Here is a 20,954-nt window from a genome sequence, read left to right as displayed (position 1 = left end):
GTTAATCAATTGTTATCAAAAACATGAAAATCATTTCGTGCCAATTACGGTATGAAAGGGTTGTTTTTGTCACTTTAGGTATCTCTATGGATGTCAATTTCGACTTGTTTGATGAAGAGGTCAGGAGAGAGATAGCTAGGCGTAGTTTGCATGAATTTATTCAGTATATAAACCATGAATACATTACAAGCCACTTTTCAGAAACGGTGTGTAATGCGCTAGATATATTTATTGAAAATATGATGAAGGGCGAACGCCCTAAGTTAATTTTAAGTGCGCCCCCTCAGCATGGTAAGTCTGATATTGTTTCTCGCTATTTGCCAGCCTATTTCTTTGGTAAATACCCAAATATGCGCGTTGGGGCATTATCGTACTCCTCAGATTTAGCTGGGGATATGAATACAGATGTTCAGCGAATTATGATGTCCGATGAATATCGTGCGCTATTTCCTAAAAGCTGGTTAGGCAATAAGCCTGAAAACGGTATTGCGGTTAAACGTAATTCTGACGAGTTTGATATTGTTAACCACAAAGGCAGTTATGTTTGTGCTGGTGTAGGTGGGCCATTAACAGGTAAGAAAGTTGATCTCGGTATTATTGATGACCCAATAAAGAACTCAAAAGAAGCCTTGAGTCCAACGACTAAAAAGTCGATATGGAATTGGTACGTTTCTACGTTTAAAACGCGTCTCTCTAAATATAGCGGTGAAATCATCATGGCCACTCGGTGGGCTACTGATGACTTATCTGGACGATTAAAAGATATTGCACCAGAGACGCAAGTATTAACGTTTCCTGCTATCAACGATAAGAATGAGGCGCTTGTTCCTGAGTTACACCCTCTTGATAAACTTCTTGAGACAAAAGCAATCCTCGGTGATTACTTCTGGTCTGCCATGTACCAACAAAAACCTAAGCCGGGTGATGGTCAAATCTTCCACGAAGAATTTGCTCAGTATTACTTACCGAAAGACCTACCTGAAAAATTCGATACGGTTATTCATAGTTGGGATATGACCTTTAAAGATAGTGACGGTACTGACTATGTGGTGGGGCAGGTATGGGGCAAGAAAGATGCAAATGCTTATCTACTGTATCAAATTAGAAAGCGCATGAGTTTTACTGAAACCTTAAAGTCGGTGAAATGGTTAGCTGAAAAATTCCCTGAAGGGCGACGTAAGTTGGTGGAAGACAAAGCTAATGGCCCTGCTGTAATCGACTCTCTCAAATCAACCATATCAGGGTTAATTCCCGTCGAGCCAGATGGTAGCAAGGTTGCTCGTGCCCATGCGTGTACTGCTGAATGGGAGGCTGGAAATGTGTGGCTCCCCCACAAAGACATTGCACCGTGGATTGTGGAAACTGTGGAGGAAATTACCACATTCCCATTTGCTGGCCATGACGACACAGTGGATGCGATGACGCAGGCACTACGTGATTTATACCAGAAGAAAAAAGGCGGTTTCTTCTCTCGTAAGAGGACTTAGTATGTGGCCATTTAGTAAGAAAAAAATTGAAATAAGAAAAGCACCCAAACGGTCTGCGTTCTCAACGCATTTATATTCTTCACTGGTTCCTGATAATGACTTTAAAGGATTGGACTTACCCCAGCCTACAATCAATGGCGTCGCAATGGATAGCATTGATAGTTATGTTCCCTCATTTAAAGGTGAGCAGGTTTACGGTGTGCCGGAGTCACAGGCTTCTTGGTATGCCTCACAAATGTTTATCGGTAACAATATGTGTGCGGTTATCGCCAAACATTGGCTGGTGGATAAAGCCTGCAATATGCCCGCGCGTGATGCGATACGTCAGGGTTACGATATTGATTGTGATAACGACGATGATCGCGCTATCAGCAAAAAGCTCCGCAAACGTGATAAAAAATACCGTATTACACACCAACTGAAAGAGCTGGTTCACTTTGGGAGAGTATACGGCGGTCGTTTAGCGTTATTTGTTGTTGAGACATCAAACCCGAAAGAGTGGTATGAAAACCCGTTTAATATCGATGGCGTGACCAAAGGCATGTACAAGGGAATTAAACAGATTGACCCACAATGGGTAACGGCTGATTTAACGGATGCCAATGTTCAAGATCCTGCCAGCATGGATTTCTACGAGCCTACTTATTATGTGATCGGTGGGCGTAAATATCACAAGTCTCACTTTATTAAGTTTGTACCATTCCCTGTACCTAACGTGCTTAAGCCACTTTACAACTATTTTGGTGTATCAGTGCCAGAACGCATTTATGAGCGAGTCTATGCCTCAGAACGCACAGCGAATGAAGCACCACAACTGGCAATGACCAAGCGCTTACTGACGATTGGCATGGCAGATATTGAAGGGATGGATGAACTGACTATTCGCCAAAATATTCTTGATTTCATTGAAACGAGAGATAATTACGGTGTTCAGACAGTAGGCAAAGAAGATGTCGTTCAGCAATTCGACACCTCATTAGCGGATTTAGATGCAACAATCATGACGCAATATCAGCTGGTGGCATCGGCTTCCAATGTACCAGCAACAAAGCTATTAGGTACTACACCGAAAGGCTTTAATTCAACGGGGGAATACGAAGAAGCCAATTACCGCGAAGAGCTTGAAAGTATTCAATCAAACGACCTTGAAGAGCTATTACAGCGTCATTACGACATGTTAATGCGTAGCGAAGATTTACCCGTGACAGAAATCTCTATCACATGGGCACCACTTGATAGCCCAACGGCTGTTGAGAGTGCAGATATTGAGCTTAAGCAAGCACAAGCCGATTCAGCCTATGCAACAACAGGGGCCATTGATGGGCTAGATATTCGTAAGAAACTAGCCAGCGATAAAGCATCCAGCTATTACGGCATTGAAGTGAACGAGGCAGATTATGTCGAGGCGAATACGAGTACAAACGAAGCGAGCGCAATGGGCAACCTCTCGCCAAGCAGTAATGAAAGGGAAGCCCCTGCAGTATTCAGTAGCTCCCTCTAGTCGTTATCAATGTGACATGTCACGACTCATTAATTCAATGATTAAAGACTATGAAAAAGTGTTTAGTGAATTAAATGACGACTTTGAGGGTTTTACGATGGATGCTAGTTTTGCCAGTCAAACACGTATCTGGTTGAACCGGCTAAAACGTAAATGGGATAGTATTTTTAAGCAAAAGTCCTCAGAGATTGCGGATAAGTTTGTTTCTCAAGTCGATATAGGCGCAAAGCGTAATTTAGATGATTCTCTCAAACAGCTGTCAGGGGGGATCACTATCAAAACCCCTAATATGCCTGAAGCTCTGAAAGATAAAATCATTGCCTCTACGGCTGAAAACGTATCACTCATTAAATCTATTCCACTGCAATTTCATCAACGTATTGAAAGTGTTGCCTTACTCTCTATTAGCCAAGGTGGTGAAGGCGCTAAAACGTTATTTGATGAAGTGAAACCGCTTATTGATATAGAAAAGGAAAAGCTAGAAAAAAGAGCGAGTTTTATCGCAGTTGATCAAACGCGAAAGATTACAACGGCGGTTAACTATGAACGTATGAAATCTGCTGGTATTCGTAAGGCAGTTTGGCATCACTCTGGTGGGGGTGCAGAACCTCGTGAATGGCATATTAAATTGGATGGTGAAGTATTCGATTTAGATAACCCACCAATTATTGATCCCAAAACGGGAGAGCGAGGATTGCCCGGACAGTTGCCAAACTGTAAATGCTTCTGGACACCGGTTATTGATTTTGGTGAGGAGACATGACAAAGCGACAATATGATTTAAACGGCTGGCTGGAAGTAAAAGATAACCCCATCTCTAAAGTTGGGGTTTTTGATTATTTGGGGTGTGAAATTGGTGCACCAATACCCGACAAAATTTATAAGGTGTATCGCCCGCAAGAAGAACTAGCCAGCACAGAGACAATTAACTCTTTCAAATTAATGCCCTTTGTTGATGAGCATGAAATGTTAGGGAAAGACGGCACACCTGCAGAAAAAAAGGGGATACAAGGAGTCATCGGGGAGCGGGTTTATTTTGAATACCCCTACCTCAGAGGCAATATCAAAATCCTTTCTAATTCAGCGATTAGCCAAATTGATGGAGGAAAAATTGAATTATCTCCTGGTTATCGCTGTGTTTACGATTTCACACCAGGCGAATTTAACGGTGAACGTTATGACGCCATACAACGGCATATTAGAGCCAACCATCTTGCGTTAGTTGATGAAGGGCGCACTGGCGCTGATGTTGCTGTGCAAGACCATTCCGTTATTACCATAGACACAAAGGAACTTATTCGCATGAATCCTGAAAATGAAAACAAAGACAAACCAACTACTGATGAAGGTGCCTTTACGCCTGAGCAATTGGAAGCGTTAAAAGCCATTATCAAAGAAGCAATTACCAGCGCTAAGCCTGCGACAGACGATGAACCAGACGATAAAGATAAACCTTCAACTGATTCAGACCCTGACGAAGAGCAGAAAGCGGAAGAAGCGGTGGAAAAAGCCGAAGTCGCCACAGAAGAGGCGGGAACTGGCGAACCCGAGGCAGTTGAGAAAGCCGAAATTGCGATTGAAACTGCAGTTGAAGCGATTGAAGAAGCCAAAGAGCATCTTGATCAAGCAACTACTGATGGCCTCCATCGTCGTTTAAAACGCCTGAATAGTAGCATTACCGCAATGGATGAAATGGCATCTCTAAAACGTAAAGTTAAGCGATTAGAGAAAGCAAAACCGGTAATGGATACTGGTGAGTTACTCAAACAAATCGGTGTGCGTGATTCGTTAGCACATAAGTTAACGCCGTTCATTGGTGTGTTTGACCACTCTGCTATGACTCAACAACAAGTCGCAGAGTACGGTGTTGAAAAACTGGGTATTCAATGCAGTAAGGGCGCCGAAGCGATCGCCCTCGATGCTTGGATGCAAGGGCGTATTCCTGACTCTCAAAAACCGAGTTCAACAATGGACTCTGCAGTGAGCAATAAATCAATTATGGATAAATGGGGGGAGAAATAATGGCAATTCCTAATTCAGTAGCAAATGGGCTAATTTCTGGTGTTGTCGGTGAAATTAGTCATGCAGGCCCTATTCGCGCTGTTTCAGCCATTCTTAGTTCAGCGGATGAAGAGCTAAATATTTTCGGTCGCGCGTATACCTACAACGATGATTCAGTGGAATCCGTTCAGGTAGGTGGTAAAGGCGCATTTGCTGGGATCATGATTAACCCTAAAGCCTATCGTATCGAGAAAAAATTTGCTCTTAACGGCACACAGGGCGAATTCCTGACAATGGGTGAAGTTTTCGTTGAACTAAAAGAAGTGGCAGGAAAAATCAACGCACCGGTTGTGTTCGATGAAGCTGACGGCTCGTTATCGTCTAAAGCAACAATTAATGCTGGTGATCGTGTTATTGGTTATATCAGCCGACACCTTGAATCTACAGAGAGTGCTCATTTGGGCATTATTCGTTTAACAGAAATCCCATATCCAGTGTCTCCAAAGGAAGGTGAGTAATGCCAGTTAGTAACATTAAATTTCACATGTCTGGCCGTGATGTCAAAAAACATGGACAACTGAATATTAACCCTGATCAGAAATGGACATACGGTGAATTAGCGCAAATCGGCTTTGGTGGTTTTTCTGCGATGGACTCCGCGATTAGCGGTGGTGCAATGCAGGGGGGCTTAATTCAACGCGAAATGTTGCAACACGTTTTACCGGGTGTCATTCGTACCGCAACGCGCGTGCGTGTACTGGATGAAATCACCGGTATTGTCAATGCGGGTGAGTGGCATGATGAAGAAATTATTCTGAATGTCGCAACGCCAACTGGTAAAGCAGAGCTTTATGGTGACCATACCAATGTACCATTAGCGTCTTATGCGCAAGACCAAGAGCGCCGTGGTCTTGTCCGTTTCGAATTGGGTTTCCAAGTGGGGAAATTAGAAGAAGCACGCCAATCGTCTGCAGGCTTTGTTGCGATGGAAGAAAAGCGCAATTCAGTGACTGAATCATTAGAGCAAGGGCGTGAGCGCGTGGGTTACTACGGGTTTAATAGCCCTGAAACGCGCGTCTTTGGTTTGATGAATGAGCCTAATTTGCCCGCCTATGAAACCGCAAAGGGTAAATGGAAAGGCGGAACCTTTGCGGATATTACTGCCGATATTACCGATATGTTCTCGCGTATTGAAACGAGTTCTGGCGGTATTATCAAAGATGATACGCCAATTACCTTAACATTGCCGTTGGGCTTTCGTTCTGCACTGAATGTGGCTAATCCGGTGGCACGTGGTGAAACAGTCAAACAATGGATAAATGAAAACTATCCAAATATGCGTCTGGTTTTCTCTCCTGAATTTGTTGGCGCAAATGGTGGGGCTGATGTGGCCTATATGTTCGCAGATAGCATTGATGATGGCTCAACGGCAACCAGTGCGGTGATCCTTCAAGTCGTGCCTGTGAAATACCAGTTATTAGGTTCACTCAATCAAATTAAAGGGTATATGGAAGATGCGACCAATGCGACAGCGGGTGTGTTTGTAACTCGTCCGTGGGCGGTGACACGCTTAACCGGCATTTAATCTTACCACTTCTCTTTTTGCGCCCTCATTTGAGGGCTTTTTTATATCTAAACAATAGGAGAGCACTCCATGCCTCTTTACGCATATTGCACCTTATCAAATGACCAGAACTATACGGTAAAAGACGGGAAAGTGTTTATTGCTGGCCAAGCTAACGTGATGACTAAACACATGTACACACCGCGTGGCCGTGTGACAGAAATTACTGATGAGCAATATAAACAGCTCAAAGAAAATCACGTTTTTAAGCTTCATTGTGAGAATGGCTTTATTACAGTTGAGCATCGCAAAGAAGATCCCGAAAAAGTTGCCACTGATATGGAAGCTAGCGACCAATCAGCCCCTGACACTCCTGAATCGTTAGAGGCTGAAAAGTTAGATGTTCCTAAAGCCAACAAAAAAGGTAAGTGATTATGGATACGAGCACATTCCCTTTAACGTCATTCCGTGTGCTCTATCCGCAGTTTAACTCTGTGGGTGATGATGAAATATTTATCATTGCTCAATCTGCGTTGAACTATTTCTCTGCCTGTAAGGGTGTTTGTACTAACGAGCTGTGGATGCTCGTTGTTGCACACATGCTAACACTCAGAAAAATGATTGCTGATGATGAGTCGCCCACCGGTGTGGTGACGAGTGTAACCATTGATAAGGTGAGCGTGTCATTTACGGCACCCCCTGCCGGTTCGGACTGGTCGCACTGGTTTAAAATGACAACTTTTGGCCAGCAGTTTCTAGCACTGATTAAGCGTTGTAGCGTTCCTCAATATTTTGGTGGTGGCGGTGAGCGTTCAGCTTTTCGGGGTGTAGGAGGGCGATTTACGCGAGGAGGGCGATTACGTTAATGACTAAATTAGCACAATTAAAAGCGGTTTACGATGAATTGGCTAAAAAGCGATTAAGTGTTGGCTTCTTTGAGCATTCAAAGTACCCCGATGGAACACCTATTGCTTATGTTGCTTCTATTCAAGAGTTGGGCTATCCCGCTGGTGGCATTCCTCCTCGCCCATTTTTAAGACCGACCATGAATGATAAAAAGCAGGATTATAGTCAGTTAATTTTTCGTGCTGTGAAAGCCTCTATTAAGGGCAATATCACGCTGGATAATGGACTGACTCAAATTGGTGCGACGGTTGCGGGCGATGTGAAAATGGCAATAAAAGCAGTCACCACCCCAGCGCTGGAGGAGTCAACGGTCAAAGCAAGAGCTCGTCGACATAGCAAAGGCAAAGCCACCGATAAGCCGTTAGTCGATACTGGCCAAATGCTTCAAGCGGTTAGTTTCGCAGTGGAGGATAAATAATGTTTGGTAACTTAAACCGTATCGCTTCACGTTATATTCCCCAGCAAAAGGTGCTTTGGTTTCGATTTAAGGAGCGTGGGCCTGATGCTAGAGGGAATGACCAGAATTACTATTACGATCCCGTAGAAGTTCGTGGAAGTTGGCAGGCCGTTGATACTCAAGATGTTCAATCAATGGGGTTAGATACAAGCCAAGTGTACCGGCGCTTATATACTTCTCATGATATTAAAGCCGTTCAACGTGGTACATCTCCTGATTTTCTGGTGTTCAATGGTCGTAAATATGACGTAGTGGGTGATGCAGACTGGTACGAACAAGATGGCTGGAAATCGGTGATCTGTATCGAGGCGGGCACTTATGACGGATTATGATGTTGATGTCGCAATTCGTAAGCAACTCTTGTTGCAGTTAAAAGAAGTCGGTATTGAGATCCCTGTTAAAGCCGGTTTCCAATCTACAAAGCAAGGTCGTGAAGATAATATGGTGATGTTTTTTCCCATTAATGAAAACGGCCACGGCTGGCAAGGGCGAAAATATAATGTTCAAGGCAATAAAGCCAATCACCAAGAAAACCAGTTATCAGAAAATACGTACCAAGTTCAAGCGTTCGTGACGCAATTAGGCAATTATACAGCCAAGGATATTACCGCGATTGTCAGAATGATCGCCAATTCATTACCGTTTGTTGAGGCACTTCGGAAACAAGGTATTGGCATTCAACGTGCAACCGGTATTCGAACGCCTTATTTTCTGAATGACCAGGGCAACTACGAACAAAACCCCTCATTTGATTTCAATGTGACATTTAATCGCACACTTCATCCTGATACTGACGCCGTGAGTGCGTTGTATCCCGATATTTATCGTATTTAAGGAACGTTATGTCTATCAAACAAACTCGCTATGTCGATATCGCGAGTGCGGTGATTGGCGCGTCTGCTGTACCGATGCGCAAGCTCACGGCTCGTATTTTTTCAACTAATCCTAAAATCCCTGCAGGTAAAGTGCTTGAATTTGCCAGTGGCCAAGTCGATGACTTATTGGGTGCTGATTCACCCGAGGCACATTTTGCACGACAGTATTTCAGCTATGTCAGCCCAGCACCAGCAAGCAAGCCCAAAGAATTGCAAATTGCATCTTATGAGCCCGTTGGTCGAGCTCCGACCTTATTTGGCAACAAAACGGGGGATTTAGCCGATTTAAAATTGATTAATGATGGTGAACTCAATATCACCATTGGAAAAGTGACAAAAACAATCACAGGAATTGATCTTACTGAAAGCACATCATATGCGGATGTTGCGACAGCTGTGCAAGCGAAATTGAATGCAGAAAATGAACCTCAGTTTTCTAGCGCGTATGTCACGTTTAATTCCCTAGACAGCGCTTTTGTTATTAGCGGTGGCGTACAAGAGCGTGCTGATATTAGCGTGCGTCAATCAGTGCTTGCTGATGCAATGAATATTAGCCATGGCACATCATCAGCCGGTAATCCTGCTCAGACTCCATTGCAAGCGTTCATCACATCTGAAGCAATTTCAGACTCATTTGGTAGCGCAACGTTTTTAACGGAACTCTCATTAGAACATGCAGTAGAGCTGGCGCAGTATGTTGCGGGTGAAAACGTGAAGTACCAACTTCATTTATCTGTGACTAACAAAAATGCTGAAGATTTTAGTGGAGCGTTGGTGGGAACGGCTTCAACAGCCTTAAACCTGAGAACAGCGGATAAATTCTTTGTTCATGCGTTGCCTATGGCCATTATGTCAGCCACGGATTATGACCGAACCAATGCGACGACAAACTATATGTACCGTCAATTTGGTGTCACGTTCCCATCGCAAATCACGACCGATATTGACGCTGATCGCTTAGATAAACTACGGGTGAACTATTACGGAGAAACGGCGGTATCGGGTTCACATATTAGTTTCTATCAACGTGGTTTTTTATGTGGTGGTATTGCTAACCCATTAGATATGAGTGTCCATGCTAACGAGCAATGGTTAAAGGCCTATATCTCACAACAGTGGTTTAGTTTGTTAATGGCCACACGTGGAGTTCCTGCCAATAAAGACGGTGAAGCACGAGCAATGATGGTGATTGCAGGGGCGGTAACTAAGGCGATTAATAACGGCACCATTTTGGCTGGTAAAACCTTAACTGATGTTCAAAAAATCGCGGTGACAGACGCTTCTGGTGATGATTTGGCATGGCATGATGTACAAAACAAGGGTTATTGGTACAACGCTCAAATTGTCGAAAGCACAGGCCCATCTGATTTGCCCGAGTACGTGATGAAATATGTATTAATTTACGGTAAGGGCGACTGGGTTCGTAAAGTCGAAGGCTCTCACAACTTAGTGTAAGGAACACAATATGAATGATGTATCAGCAACCGGCTTGAGTATTGTTATTCAAGCACACAAAACATTTCCAACCGGTATTCAAATAACAACGTTCGCTGATGATGCCGATCCATTAGATTTGCCAGCTGTCGATATTGCGCAAACTGGTATGGACATCAATGGCAATCTAGTCAGTTGGTCAGCGCCTACGCCTCAAACGGTGACGATTAATGTTTTAGCCGGTAGCGAAGAAGATGAAAATCTCGCTATCTTGCTTGACTCTAATACTGCTCGTCGCGGACAACGTCATGCAGGCGACATTATCACAATGGTTGCCTCATACGGAGATGGTTCAACGACTACTGCGCGTAACGGGAAAATTACAAATGGCAGTCGCGGTAGTTCTGTTGCCAGTGCAGGACGCCACAAATCAAAGCAATACACGTTTGTGTTCCAAGACTTCGACCGCACTCGCGCACGTTAATTCAAGGCGGTTCTTCCGCCTTTTTTTATGGATATCAATCATGTTGATTAAACCGAAAGAAATTACGATCACCGATGCTGACCGTGAAGAGCACACTTTTATTATTAGCCGATTACCGGCAACGATTGGGCGTGAAATTCTCGCTAAATACCCTTTATCAAATGCGCCCAAAATTGGTGATTATGAAGTCAGCAAAGAAGCCATGCTCAAAATGATAGCTTACGTTGCAGTAGAAAAAGAAGGGCAAGAAGTTTACTTAAAAACTAGCACTCTGATTGATAATCATGTGCCCGATGGAGAAGCATTGATCCGTCTTGAACTCGAAATGCTGAAGTATAACACCAGTTTTTTCGGCAAAGACGGGAGCCAAGGTTTCCTCCAATTCCTGCTCAACAAAATAACCGGTTCACTCCCGTCGATTATAAAAACGCTGATGGATTCTTTGCCGTCATCATCTCAGCCGGTTTCGCCACGCTCACAGAACTCAAAACGTCAATAGATTTAGAAGAGGCGTTTGATTTGTGGGAGATCGCAATTACTAATCGCTATAACGAAGCGCTGGCTTCATCGAAAGGATAGTTAATCATGTCGCTGTTAGATACGTTTGTACAAGTGTTTGAGTTTGATACTCAACAAGCTGATGATGCTTTTAATCGAGTCAGTAAATCGACAGATGACATTATTGCTGAGATGAAAAAAGCGCAACAATCGGCAACAATGGGAGCTGATGGGTTTACTCAATTTATTCAAAACTTATCAGCTCAATTGACAGAGTTATCATCAAACTCAGTCGATATTCATGTTAATAGTGACACATCAGGAGTTGCTAATAACATCATTGCTGAAATAGAACGCATTAAAGAAAGTGCAAACACAAACGCAGATGAAATAACTAATGTTATTCAAAGCGTTATCGATAATATCGGAAATATTCAATTAGATGATTCTCTTGAAATAGATATCAATACAAGTGAAGCACAACAAAAAATAGCGTCGACAATAAAAGAGCTGAAAAGCTTAAAGGAAACAATTTTATCAACGGGTGATAGTGCCGATATTTCTTCAAATTTAATCTCTGAAATTGAAAGCATTCAAAATGGATTAAATAACACTGAAAATAAATTTAGTGGATTTATTCAAACGATTATTTCTCAGATATCAAATATTCCTGATAGTGAAATTACTCTTGATCTTAATAGTAATGACATACCAGAAAAAATAACGTCTGTAACATCTAAAATTGATGAGCTGAAATCATCAATGAGTTTGCTTGATATTCAACGTGATGAGCTATCACAAGGGATGAATGACAGCAATGTTTCATCTGACGCGTTAAATGCACAATATCAACAGATGCAAGATGAATTACTGGCTTTGAATAATGAGTTAAGCACACTCACTAATGCAGAGAAAAAGAACAGGGAGGGAAAGAAAGCCATTGAAGCCATTCTCACTGCATTAAATGCCGACTATACGCAGTTTATTGAAACAATGTGTACAAAAGGGATTAAAACCACTGACGAGGAATCAAAGGCTCAAGATCACTTACAAAAAGAACTTTCAGAAACAGAGGCAAAGTATAAAGAAGCTGGAAGCTCGGTTGCAGGATTTGCGACAAAGGCGCTAGGTGCCGTTGGCATTGTCATGAGTATTGGTAGTATTTTTGCTGAATCCGTTTCTCGTTCTCAAGAGATTGAAACGCTGGATAAGTTGGGTAAACAGATCGGCGTTGCGACCGCAGACGTTGATGCATTTTCTGGTGCAATGGCTGAATTGGGCGGTTCTATAGAGTCCGCACAAGCCGATTTATCCGCTATGGCCAATGCGTTTGGCAACACTAAAGACTCAATGGAAAAAGTGCTTCAGACAGCGGACAAAGTTCAAGGTATGAGCTTTGATAAAGCGAAGAAAACGCTGGAAGGTATGGGAGTATCGGACGATAAAACCATTGAGTTAATGATGAAGGGGCGCAAAGAACTAGAGCGCACAATGGGTATTCAAAAAGAATATTCAGGAATTAGCAAAGAGAGTATTGAAAGTTCGATTAAATTCAATACAGCCATGTCTAAGTTTCAACAAACATCAGGCGTATTAAAGAATTCCTTTCTAGAGATGGTGATCCCTGCTTTATCGAAGGGGTTAGGCTGGTTAACTAAATTTATCTCTTTCTGCAAAGAGAATAAAAACTTATTGATAGGTTTTTTCTCAGCTGTTGGTTTGGCCGTAGCACTTTATTACGTCCCTCCAATGATAGCTGCTGCATCAGCAACACTTGCAGCAACATGGCCAATTATCGCTATTATTGCCATTATTGCGCTTTTAGCTATGGCATTTGCGATTGTTTATGACGACATCATGAACTTTATCGACGGTAACGATTCGATGATTGGGCGTATTCTTGAAAAATATCCACGATTGAAAATTGTTATTCTTACATTGTGGGAAACATTCAAAAAGCTCTTTGAATATCTAAAAGTTATCGTTGGTGTTGTGGCGGATATTGTTGTTGCCGGCTGGGATCTAATGGCATCAGGCTTAAAAGCGTATGTTAAGTTTCTCATCAATTGTATTTCAGTGATTGCAGGATGGGGTAAGTCTTTTGCGGGTGTTTTTACTACGGTGACGGATGCCGTTGTGGGAGCGTTTGAATGGATGTGGGAGCAAGTTAAAAAAATCATTGGTTGGGTAAATACGGGACTTGATGCGGTTAAAAATGGTTGGAAATCGGCTAAAGAGTTTTTCGGTTTCGGTGATGATGAAGAAATCACTGTCACTCAAAACGTAGAACGTAAAGTCAATGATAATGGTGATATTGAATATGCGATACCTCAAGAAGAAAGCAAAACAGCACAACAGCCACCGGTTAGACAATCTCTTGCTCAAGCCAATGCACAGTTAGATGCGATTGCCAACAATGCGATGAACCCGATTACAAGCCAAGCTATTAGTAATCAATCCAATGTGAAACATGAAAGTAACATAAGCATTGGAGAAATTAAGGTTGAAACTCAAGCCACAGATGCGCAGGGTATGGCATCGGGCGCAAAAGATGCATTGCAAGATCAGCTAGCCGATTTTAATCAGCAAAACTCAACGGGAGTAGCAAAATGATAACAGAAGTCAAAATCTTTGATTTAGAGTCGTTTTCTACACTGTTTGATAGCGTTAATCCAATTCAAATCAACATCAGAGATGAGCATAAAGCGACACAGTTTCAAGTTGAAAGCGGTGAAACTCGTAGTGATCATGTGATTATTAATCCCATCGAAATTGGTATGGATTTAGTGCTAACAGGGGAAATAAAAAACATCTTCTCATCGATGCAACAAGTTTTTGATGAACACAAACTTGTCGGTATTCAAACCCGAGTTAAAACTTACCAACCGATGTTATTAACGGGTTTTAATCATGATGAAATACCCGACATGATTGATGCTATAAAGATGTCCCTAAGGTTTGTTGAGTGGCGCACTGTTGAGCCTGAGTATGGAGAATTACCGCCTCGTTCAACACAAAAGCCGTCACAATCATCAACGGTAAATCGGGGGAATGTGCAAACAAAAGAAGCGGATGCTGAGACTAAGAAAAAAGGCTCTGTTGCAACTCGTATCGCGGATGGTGATTGGAGCTTCTAATGAAAACTGTTCCTTTAAAAGCCATACCAAACCAGCGCTTATCCGTCAATTTAGACGGTGTTAATTGGACGCTAACAATAAAAGCCGGTCGCCATGCAATGTATCTCGATATTGAACGAGAAAGTGAGGTTATTGCAGTGGGCATGCGTGCGGTGGCAAACACACCTATCATTCCTTATCGTTACCTGACCGATGGTCCAATTTAGCATTTATAACAGAAAATGATGATCTGCCCTGGTACGAATTATTTGATAGAACCCAATCATTAATTATTTGGAGTGATGATGGACTTACGACGAATACGGGTGGGGATTGAAGTTGCAGAACGACTGCAGTGGTATGAAGGTTTGCGTATTAAAGCCAACGGCACCAAGTATGCCAATCCTTTACAAAATGAATGCACAATTAGCATTGATGGATTAAACGCCCACACTCGAGATTATCTTCTCACTGAAACCAGCCCTTATCATAAAAGCAAACAAACTCGTCGCCTCTATCTTGAGGTCGGGCGTGTCAATACGGGATTATTTCGTATTTTTACGGGTGATATTGTCAGTGCAGAAATTGCCTCTCCTCCGGATGTGACATTAACAATTAAGGCTAAAACTAATAACGCCAGTTCGGGTGATATTGTTTCTTCCAGTGGTGGGGCCATGCAGAAAATAAGCGAGATCGCATCGTCAGTAGCGAAAGACTGTAAAGTCAGACTAGATTTTCAAGCTACCGATAAGAATATTGCTAATTGGTATTTTTGCGGTTCAGCATTACAGCAAGTACAGCGACTGCAGGAAGCGGGAAACGTTAAAGCGTTTATTGATGATGATACGTTATTTGTAAAAGATGACGATAAAGCATTAAAAGGGCGCTTGCGCATTCTTAGCATGAAATCAGGCATGGTGGGTATACCCAAAGCCACCGAAAAAGGGTTGTCCGTTACCTACTTAATTGATGGCGCCTCAGAACTAGGGGGAATGCTACGACTCGAGAGTAAATTCAATTCTGCACTTAATGGCGACTACATCATTGAACAACTGAAATTTGATGTTGCTTCACATGATGATCCTTTCTTTTATCAGGCTACCTGTAAACGAGCATAACAATGAATAAACCCAATACTGACATTGCCAGTGACGGCTCACTGGCAGGTGCGTTCACGTCTGCATTTCGTAATCTGATGATGAATACAGAAGATATGCTTCCTGCAACTGTGGTGAGTTATGACGATAAAACCAATCGTGCTGTTATCAAACCGCTTGTGATGATGGTAACAACGGAAGGGGGAACAGTCGGGCGAGCACCGGTTGCTAATATTCCCGTGTTTCGATTTGGTGGTGGTGGTTTTTTTATTAGAGCGCCCATTAAACCGGGTGATTTTGGCTGGATAAAAGCCAATGACAGAGATATTAGCCTAATTTTCCAACGTGGCGGATTAGAAGATCAACCCAATACTGCGCGTCTCCATTCATTCAGTGATGCGATGTTTTTCCCTGACACCATCAAAGGATGGGCTATTGATGGAAAGAACATTGATGCTTTAGTTATTCAATCAATGGATGGTTCAGTCTGTTTTTCTCTTCATAACGATAAAGTGGTGCTAGAAACGCCAAAGTATGAAATCAACGCCCCTGAAACGATATTTACTGGCAATGTCACTGTGAACGGTAATTACGCGGTAAATGGTAATAGCGATTCACAAGGGGGAACCATGCGACATAACGGGAAAGATATTGGTTCTACACACCAACATAGTGGTGTTGAAACCGGCCGAGGGAATACAGGAGCGCCTCTATGAGAACCTTTTTAATTGATAAAAATAATGATCTCTTTATTGGCCCTGATGGAAATCTCCAATTTAGCGAAAAAGATGAAGCGGTTAAAAAACTTTGTCAGCACTTTGCTAAAGCCGTGCGTGGTGAAATGTTACATAAAAAAGATAAAGGTATTCCTTTCTGGCCAACGACATTTGGTCGCCAAGCGGATGTTCCGATGTTTGAAACCGCATTTAGACAACGTATGAGCGAAATTGAGGAGGTGATTGAAGTGATTCATTTTAGCGCCACAGTGGAAAACGGTGAATTGAAGTATCAAGCAACAATTCGCACGATATACGGAGGGTTTACATTGAATGGCTGATTATCGTTATATCAATAATAAAGGCGTTATTCTTCCCGACACAACCACAATACGTGATGAAGTTGAAAGCGAGTTTCGTGCGGTGTTTGGTCAATCTATTAACCTTGCCCCTGAAACACCACAAGGTGTATTGGCTACGATGGAAGTCGAAAATCGTGATGCGATGGCACGGAATAATGCCGAGTTAGCAAATCAAATAAACCCTGATATTGCTGGTGGTATTTTTCTTGATGCAATATGGGCACTAATGGGTGGCCAACGTATTAATGCTACACACTCTTATCTTTCGAGTGTTGAATTTAGTGGCGTACCCGGCACGATTATTCCAAAAAGTTCACTCGCATCCAGTGTTGCCGGTGCTATCTTCGAAACAGTTTCACCCTTGATTATTGATAATACAGGTAAAGCAACAGGGGATATGAGGGCAGTTGAATATGGCCCTGTTGAATGCGGTGCTGGCCAACTTAATTCGGTTGCCAGTTCAGTGTTAGGCTGGGAAAAAGTCAATAATCCCACTCACGCCGTTGTTGGCCGTTATGCTGAATCTGATATCAAAGCAAGGCGAAGACGCAAGCAAACACTGGCTAAAAATACCGTCAGTGTTGCAGAAGCGATCACTTCTTCACTGTATGAGCTAGAGGGCGTTAACTCACTTTCTTTTCGAGAGAACTACACCGATGCAGTGCTCACTATTGATGGTGTCTCTCTGTTACCTCACAGTATTTACGTTTGTGTGGAAGGGGGCGATAGTAACGAAATTGCTAAATCATTACTTAGAACCAAAACCATTGGATCGGCTTTTAATGGTGAGATCGAAATTGGTGTTGTAGAGCCAGTGAGTGGACAAGAATACAAGGTGAAATTTTCACGCCCTAAAGAGATCACCGTTTTTTGTCGAGTGACAGTTAAAAAATCAGCCGTTGATGCGCAGACTATTATCCCTAGTGCCATAGAACAATGGACGCGCGGAGAGCTGGACGGCGATAACGGTTTGATTGTTGGGCGTGAAGTGTCGCCTTTTGAGATAGCTTCAGCGGTAAATACTGTTGAGCCTCGTTTATTTGTCACTAAAGTTGAATTGTCACTGGACGGGAAAGTGTGGAATGTTGCGTTAATACCTATTGCTATTAATCAAATCGCACGCTTGCAACGGGGTGCTGTGCAAGTGGTGATTGTATGAACATTCAACAATTTGAGTTTCATTCAGACTTATTAAAAGCGATCCTCTGGCAGTATGAAGATGCCGAAAATCTAAAAAAACTCGCCAGTTTTAAAGCTTCTCATTTTGAGAAGTCGATGGTGTCATTTTGGCAAAACTGGTACCGAGACGTGTTTAATATCGATACAGCGAATGACTTTGGGCTTTCAATCTGGTCACGCATTCTGGATGTGCCGTTAGGCATTGATATTCCACCCAGTGATAAAAATAAAATCGGGTTTGGTTTTGGCAAAAAGAAAGCCAATTTTAAAGCCAATTTCAGACGCAATGCGGATTACACATTGTCACTGACGGCTGACCAAAAACGCATGTTAGTGCGAATGCGCTATTTTAATCTGACACAAAGTCCTACGGTCACCAATATTAATGATTTTCTTAAACGCTTCTTTTGGCGTGATAACAGTAAAGTCTTTGTGCTTGATCCTCTAGATATGTCCTACATGTATTACGTTTTTAATTTTAATCCCGACGAGCGTTTACGACTTTTATTAGAAAACTTCGATTTAATGCCTCGTCCTTCAGGTGTCGGTGTTAAATATCGTATTGTGACAAAAAAATCCTTTGGCTTTAGTCAGCATCGTAAAAACTTCATAGATAGTAACTTCGGAGCATAATTTCCATGACAAAAATATTCAAAGTTCCCTTTGCAACACAAGGGGATAAAATAGTTGTGCCTGTTGAAACTCAGCCTGATGGCTCTGTATCTTATACTCAGGGATACAGTTATGACTATGAACGTGACCAGACCTCAGATCCATCCGCAAAAGATATTGAACGTGAAAAAATGAATAGTTTATTTCACGATATCACCGAGTCTATTGGTGAAATGCAATTGCAAGGTTTTGCTAAGTGGTCAGAAGCGGGTAAACCTTACCCTATTCGTAGTGTGGTTTATCATAAAAACAAAGCTTGGCAATCTAAAATTGAAAATAATAATGTTGAGCCAGTCACGGGTAATGCATGGACAGAATTAAAAGCAGACACCACAGCTAGTGATGTGGGGGCATATTCAAAGGGGGAATCAGATAAACGCTTTCAACCACTAGGCAATTACATACTTTCTGGGTACAGCTACTCAAAATCTGAAACTGATAATAAGTATCAGCCCAGAGGCAATTATGCGCCAGCAGGTAACTACGCCAATAAAGGGGATAGTTACACAAAAACTGAAAGTGACGGGCGATATCAAGGAAAAGGCAATTATGCTAATAAAGGTGATAGTTATACAGCAATAGAAAGTGATGGGCGATATCAAAGTAAAGGCAATTATGCTGATAAATCGTCTAGCTTAAACCAAGATTTTAATGGCCCTATTTACGCAACGAATAATGTTGGCGCAAAGGCGGGTGAGCGCCGAATTAAATTCGAATTAACAGCGGGTAGACCCGAAATCACACACACTGATGGTGTTAATGGGTGGAGAGGTGTCATACTTCCAGATAAAACCGGTACCCTTGCTTTAATGAGTGATATTGAAGAGGCCGGAAAAAATTACCAACTAAAAGGTAATTATGCAGACAAAGGTTCAAAATCTACTCAAAAATTTGAAGGGCCATTAGAAGTTACGGGGGAGGTGCAATCCTCTTCTGAAGATGTGAGGCTTGCGTTAAAAACAGCAACTAACACCCCTACAATAATTGTTAAATATGGTAAATCAGGAACATGGAAAACCATAGTTGTTCCTGATAAATCAGGAACAATGGCGCTAGCTGGAGAAAGTTATACAAAGTTAGAGTCTGATAATAGATACTCGCCAAAATTACCGCTTTTAAGTTTTTCAGGTAAAGAGTCAAAAATCATCTCCCCCAATAATAAAATACTTATCTTTGTTAATGATGATGGAGCAACAGGTGGGTATGATCGGGATGCTCAAGCAACAGTGTGGGGATTTGATAAACGCGGATTTATGACAAGGGGCACAGTGCATTTTGACAGAATGTCGGGTGTTTATTCTCAATCTCAAGTTGATGCAAAATTAAATGGATATCAAAGTAAAGGCAATTATGCTGATAAATCGTCTAGCTTAAACCAAGATTTTAATGGCCCTATTTACGCAACGAATAATGTTGGCGCAAAGGCGGGTGAGCGCCGAATTAAATTCGAATTAACAGCGGGTAGACCCGAAATCACACACACTGATGGTGTTAATGGGTGGAGAGGTGTCGTACTTCCAGATAAAACCGGTACCCTTGCCTTAATGAGTGATATTGAAGAGGCTAACAATATTCCTGTTGGTTCCCCTATTCCTTGGTCATTAGCGACAGCACCCTCCGGCTATTTAATCTGCCAAGGTCAAACATTCAATAAAGCAACATATCCCAAATTGTCTATTGCATATCCATCTGGAAGATTGCCAGATTTGCGTGCTGATGTTATTCGTGGATTAGATGCTGGCCGAGGTGTTGATGTAGGGCGTCAAATATTGTCAGAACAGATGGGTAACAGTTTGCTATCAACAAATCTATTTAATGATGATAGTGAAGTAGCAACACAGTATGAAAAGAAAGTAGGCTGGATTGGTAGTACTGGTACGAATAACCAAGGTGGTTACGGCATTTGGCAACAAATAGAAGGCAAAAATAGCAACGAAACCCGCATGCGTAACATTGCATTTTTATACATAGTGAGAGCAGCATAATGAGCAAATATAGTTTAGATATTCAAAATGGAATAATTGGCGAAAATGGGTTGGCAAAAGTTGCTGGCTGGGTTAAATGTTATTTGGCTCATCCAATCACGAATGAATATATAGGAGCAACAATGGAAAATGTTCTGTTTGATGTTTCGTTGTCAGCCGGTGCCTATTTAGATGAGCCACTATTACCCAAAAAAGAAAATCAAGCCGTTCGGCGTACAAAAGATAGTGCATCGTGGGAAATTGTTGACGATTATCGAGATTCAGTTGCCTATGATACACAAACCAAACAACCCATTATGATTGATTTTATAGGTTCATTACCTGAAACACTCACACTGTTGAAGCCAACTAGTGAGTTTGATAAATGGAATGGGGAAATTTGGGTTGTTGACAAAAAAGCTGTCAGAGATGCTCATGTTAATTTAGCAACAAAACAAAAAGAGGAGCTTTCACAACTTGCAGAATCTCGTATTATTCAACTAGAACGTAAAGTACGTTTGGGGTTATCAACAGACGAAGATAAAGAATTACTTACAGCATGGGAAATTTATACAGTTAAATTAGACGATGTAAATCTATTGTTAGCTCCCGATATAGAATTTCCAGAAAAGCCAGAATGA

Annotated in this window: 24 protein-coding genes; all 24 read left to right on the top strand. The window is 42.1% G+C overall.

From position 1 onward, the window contains the following. The first annotated feature begins 86 nt into the window (after nt 1-86). The 24 genes from terL (at nt 87) to INT39_RS03480 (ending at nt 20,954) form a co-directional block, all read left to right on the top strand. Nucleotides 87-1,487, top strand: a complete 1,401-nt coding sequence (terL, locus tag INT39_RS03595; protein WP_193014588.1) for a phage terminase large subunit — start codon at nt 87-89, stop codon at nt 1,485-1,487. Nucleotide 1,488: 1 nt separating this feature from the next. Next, the gene (locus INT39_RS03590) at nt 1,489-2,988 is read left to right on the top strand and encodes a DUF1073 domain-containing protein (protein ID WP_193014289.1); all 1,500 of its coding nucleotides are present in this window, start codon (nt 1,489-1,491) and stop codon (nt 2,986-2,988) included. 37 nt (nt 2,989-3,025) lie between these two features. After that, on the top strand, nt 3,026-3,751 hold the full coding sequence (locus INT39_RS03585) for a phage minor head protein (protein WP_193014589.1): 726 nt from the start codon (nt 3,026-3,028) through the stop codon (nt 3,749-3,751). Continuing rightward, nucleotides 3,748-5,010, top strand: a complete 1,263-nt coding sequence (locus INT39_RS03580; protein ID WP_193014290.1) for a DUF2213 domain-containing protein — start codon at nt 3,748-3,750, stop codon at nt 5,008-5,010. The genes INT39_RS03585 and INT39_RS03580 overlap by 4 nt, the downstream gene beginning before the upstream one ends. Beyond that, nucleotides 5,010-5,507, top strand: coding sequence for a phage minor capsid protein (locus INT39_RS03575; protein WP_193014291.1), 498 nt, complete (start codon nt 5,010-5,012; stop codon nt 5,505-5,507). Before INT39_RS03580 ends, INT39_RS03575 begins: the two co-directional genes overlap by 1 nt. Then, nucleotides 5,507-6,574 (top strand): major capsid family protein, encoded by a 1,068-nt coding sequence (locus INT39_RS03570; protein ID WP_036937879.1) that lies wholly within the window; start codon nt 5,507-5,509, stop codon nt 6,572-6,574. The genes INT39_RS03575 and INT39_RS03570 overlap by 1 nt, the downstream gene beginning before the upstream one ends. Nucleotides 6,575-6,643: 69 nt before the next feature. Beyond that, the gene (locus INT39_RS03565; RefSeq protein ID WP_193014292.1) at nt 6,644-6,985 is read left to right on the top strand and encodes a hypothetical protein; all 342 of its coding nucleotides are present in this window, start codon (nt 6,644-6,646) and stop codon (nt 6,983-6,985) included. Nucleotides 6,986-6,987: 2 nt separating this feature from the next. Next, nucleotides 6,988-7,419, top strand: coding sequence for a DUF4054 domain-containing protein (locus INT39_RS03560; RefSeq protein ID WP_193014293.1), 432 nt, complete (start codon nt 6,988-6,990; stop codon nt 7,417-7,419). Continuing rightward, a complete protein-coding gene (locus INT39_RS03555; RefSeq protein ID WP_193014294.1) occupies nt 7,419-7,877 on the top strand; it encodes a hypothetical protein in 459 nt (152 codons plus the stop codon). Before INT39_RS03560 ends, INT39_RS03555 begins: the two co-directional genes overlap by 1 nt. Further along, nucleotides 7,877-8,248 (top strand): phage collar protein, encoded by a 372-nt coding sequence (locus INT39_RS03550; RefSeq protein WP_193014295.1) that lies wholly within the window; start codon nt 7,877-7,879, stop codon nt 8,246-8,248. Before INT39_RS03555 ends, INT39_RS03550 begins: the two co-directional genes overlap by 1 nt. Next, nucleotides 8,235-8,750, top strand: a complete 516-nt coding sequence (locus INT39_RS03545; protein WP_193014296.1) for a phage gateway protein — start codon at nt 8,235-8,237, stop codon at nt 8,748-8,750. Before INT39_RS03550 ends, INT39_RS03545 begins: the two co-directional genes overlap by 14 nt. Before the next feature lie 8 nt (nt 8,751-8,758). Beyond that, on the top strand, nt 8,759-10,246 hold the full coding sequence (locus INT39_RS03540; RefSeq protein WP_193014297.1) for a DUF3383 domain-containing protein: 1,488 nt from the start codon (nt 8,759-8,761) through the stop codon (nt 10,244-10,246). A 10-nt stretch (nt 10,247-10,256) separates the two neighbouring features. Beyond that, complete coding sequence (locus INT39_RS03535) at nt 10,257-10,709, top strand: phage tail fiber protein (protein WP_193014298.1); 453 nt, start codon at nt 10,257-10,259, stop codon at nt 10,707-10,709. A gap of 40 nt (nt 10,710-10,749) precedes the next feature. After that, entirely contained in the window at nt 10,750-11,208 is a 459-nt protein-coding gene (locus tag INT39_RS03530) for a hypothetical protein (protein ID WP_193014590.1), read from the top strand. A gap of 86 nt (nt 11,209-11,294) precedes the next feature. Further along, on the top strand, nt 11,295-13,820 hold the full coding sequence (locus INT39_RS03525; RefSeq protein WP_193014299.1) for a hypothetical protein: 2,526 nt from the start codon (nt 11,295-11,297) through the stop codon (nt 13,818-13,820). After that, nucleotides 13,817-14,344: a phage baseplate protein gene (locus INT39_RS03520; protein ID WP_193014300.1), complete on the top strand. Its 528-nt coding sequence runs from the start codon at nt 13,817-13,819 to the stop codon at nt 14,342-14,344. Before INT39_RS03525 ends, INT39_RS03520 begins: the two co-directional genes overlap by 4 nt. After that, nucleotides 14,344-14,550, top strand: coding sequence for a hypothetical protein (locus tag INT39_RS03515; protein WP_226893904.1), 207 nt, complete (start codon nt 14,344-14,346; stop codon nt 14,548-14,550). Before INT39_RS03520 ends, INT39_RS03515 begins: the two co-directional genes overlap by 1 nt. A 78-nt stretch (nt 14,551-14,628) precedes the next feature. Then, the gene (locus INT39_RS03510; protein ID WP_226944485.1) at nt 14,629-15,441 is read left to right on the top strand and encodes a baseplate hub protein; all 813 of its coding nucleotides are present in this window, start codon (nt 14,629-14,631) and stop codon (nt 15,439-15,441) included. Between the two features lie 2 nt (nt 15,442-15,443). Then, a complete protein-coding gene (locus tag INT39_RS03505) occupies nt 15,444-16,136 on the top strand; it encodes a Gp138 family membrane-puncturing spike protein (protein ID WP_193014302.1) in 693 nt (230 codons plus the stop codon). Continuing rightward, a complete protein-coding gene (locus INT39_RS03500) occupies nt 16,133-16,477 on the top strand; it encodes a hypothetical protein (RefSeq protein WP_193014303.1) in 345 nt (114 codons plus the stop codon). Before INT39_RS03505 ends, INT39_RS03500 begins: the two co-directional genes overlap by 4 nt. Continuing rightward, nucleotides 16,470-17,657, top strand: a complete 1,188-nt coding sequence (locus INT39_RS03495) for a baseplate J/gp47 family protein (RefSeq protein WP_193014304.1) — start codon at nt 16,470-16,472, stop codon at nt 17,655-17,657. The genes INT39_RS03500 and INT39_RS03495 overlap by 8 nt, the downstream gene beginning before the upstream one ends. After that, nucleotides 17,654-18,310: a DUF2612 domain-containing protein gene (locus tag INT39_RS03490; protein ID WP_193014305.1), complete on the top strand. Its 657-nt coding sequence runs from the start codon at nt 17,654-17,656 to the stop codon at nt 18,308-18,310. Before INT39_RS03495 ends, INT39_RS03490 begins: the two co-directional genes overlap by 4 nt. Nucleotides 18,311-18,315: 5 nt before the next feature. Continuing rightward, nucleotides 18,316-20,334 (top strand): phage tail protein, encoded by a 2,019-nt coding sequence (locus INT39_RS03485; protein WP_193014306.1) that lies wholly within the window; start codon nt 18,316-18,318, stop codon nt 20,332-20,334. Further along, nucleotides 20,334-20,954 (top strand): tail fiber assembly protein, encoded by a 621-nt coding sequence (locus INT39_RS03480; protein ID WP_193014307.1) that lies wholly within the window; start codon nt 20,334-20,336, stop codon nt 20,952-20,954. The genes INT39_RS03485 and INT39_RS03480 overlap by 1 nt, the downstream gene beginning before the upstream one ends.

Source organism: Pseudomonas sp. FME51, from assembly GCF_014897305.1.
Note: the sequence above shows the minus strand (reverse complement) of the source record. Positions and strands in the feature narration are given on the sequence as shown.

Coding starts and splice junctions, on each gene's coding strand:
- terL (WP_193014588.1), top strand. CDS start 87: ATGGATGTCAATTTCGACTTGTTTGATGAAGAGGTCAGGAGAGAGATA.
- INT39_RS03590 (WP_193014289.1), top strand. CDS start 1,489: ATGTGGCCATTTAGTAAGAAAAAAATTGAAATAAGAAAAGCACCCAAA.
- INT39_RS03585 (WP_193014589.1), top strand. CDS start 3,026: ATGATTAAAGACTATGAAAAAGTGTTTAGTGAATTAAATGACGACTTT.
- INT39_RS03580 (WP_193014290.1), top strand. CDS start 3,748: ATGACAAAGCGACAATATGATTTAAACGGCTGGCTGGAAGTAAAAGAT.
- INT39_RS03575 (WP_193014291.1), top strand. CDS start 5,010: ATGGCAATTCCTAATTCAGTAGCAAATGGGCTAATTTCTGGTGTTGTC.
- INT39_RS03570 (WP_036937879.1), top strand. CDS start 5,507: ATGCCAGTTAGTAACATTAAATTTCACATGTCTGGCCGTGATGTCAAA.
- INT39_RS03565 (WP_193014292.1), top strand. CDS start 6,644: ATGCCTCTTTACGCATATTGCACCTTATCAAATGACCAGAACTATACG.
- INT39_RS03560 (WP_193014293.1), top strand. CDS start 6,988: ATGGATACGAGCACATTCCCTTTAACGTCATTCCGTGTGCTCTATCCG.
- INT39_RS03555 (WP_193014294.1), top strand. CDS start 7,419: ATGACTAAATTAGCACAATTAAAAGCGGTTTACGATGAATTGGCTAAA.
- INT39_RS03550 (WP_193014295.1), top strand. CDS start 7,877: ATGTTTGGTAACTTAAACCGTATCGCTTCACGTTATATTCCCCAGCAA.
- INT39_RS03545 (WP_193014296.1), top strand. CDS start 8,235: ATGACGGATTATGATGTTGATGTCGCAATTCGTAAGCAACTCTTGTTG.
- INT39_RS03540 (WP_193014297.1), top strand. CDS start 8,759: ATGTCTATCAAACAAACTCGCTATGTCGATATCGCGAGTGCGGTGATT.
- INT39_RS03535 (WP_193014298.1), top strand. CDS start 10,257: ATGAATGATGTATCAGCAACCGGCTTGAGTATTGTTATTCAAGCACAC.
- INT39_RS03530 (WP_193014590.1), top strand. CDS start 10,750: ATGTTGATTAAACCGAAAGAAATTACGATCACCGATGCTGACCGTGAA.
- INT39_RS03525 (WP_193014299.1), top strand. CDS start 11,295: ATGTCGCTGTTAGATACGTTTGTACAAGTGTTTGAGTTTGATACTCAA.
- INT39_RS03520 (WP_193014300.1), top strand. CDS start 13,817: ATGATAACAGAAGTCAAAATCTTTGATTTAGAGTCGTTTTCTACACTG.
- INT39_RS03515 (WP_226893904.1), top strand. CDS start 14,344: ATGAAAACTGTTCCTTTAAAAGCCATACCAAACCAGCGCTTATCCGTC.
- INT39_RS03510 (WP_226944485.1), top strand. CDS start 14,629: ATGGACTTACGACGAATACGGGTGGGGATTGAAGTTGCAGAACGACTG.
- INT39_RS03505 (WP_193014302.1), top strand. CDS start 15,444: ATGAATAAACCCAATACTGACATTGCCAGTGACGGCTCACTGGCAGGT.
- INT39_RS03500 (WP_193014303.1), top strand. CDS start 16,133: ATGAGAACCTTTTTAATTGATAAAAATAATGATCTCTTTATTGGCCCT.
- INT39_RS03495 (WP_193014304.1), top strand. CDS start 16,470: ATGGCTGATTATCGTTATATCAATAATAAAGGCGTTATTCTTCCCGAC.
- INT39_RS03490 (WP_193014305.1), top strand. CDS start 17,654: ATGAACATTCAACAATTTGAGTTTCATTCAGACTTATTAAAAGCGATC.
- INT39_RS03485 (WP_193014306.1), top strand. CDS start 18,316: ATGACAAAAATATTCAAAGTTCCCTTTGCAACACAAGGGGATAAAATA.
- INT39_RS03480 (WP_193014307.1), top strand. CDS start 20,334: ATGAGCAAATATAGTTTAGATATTCAAAATGGAATAATTGGCGAAAAT.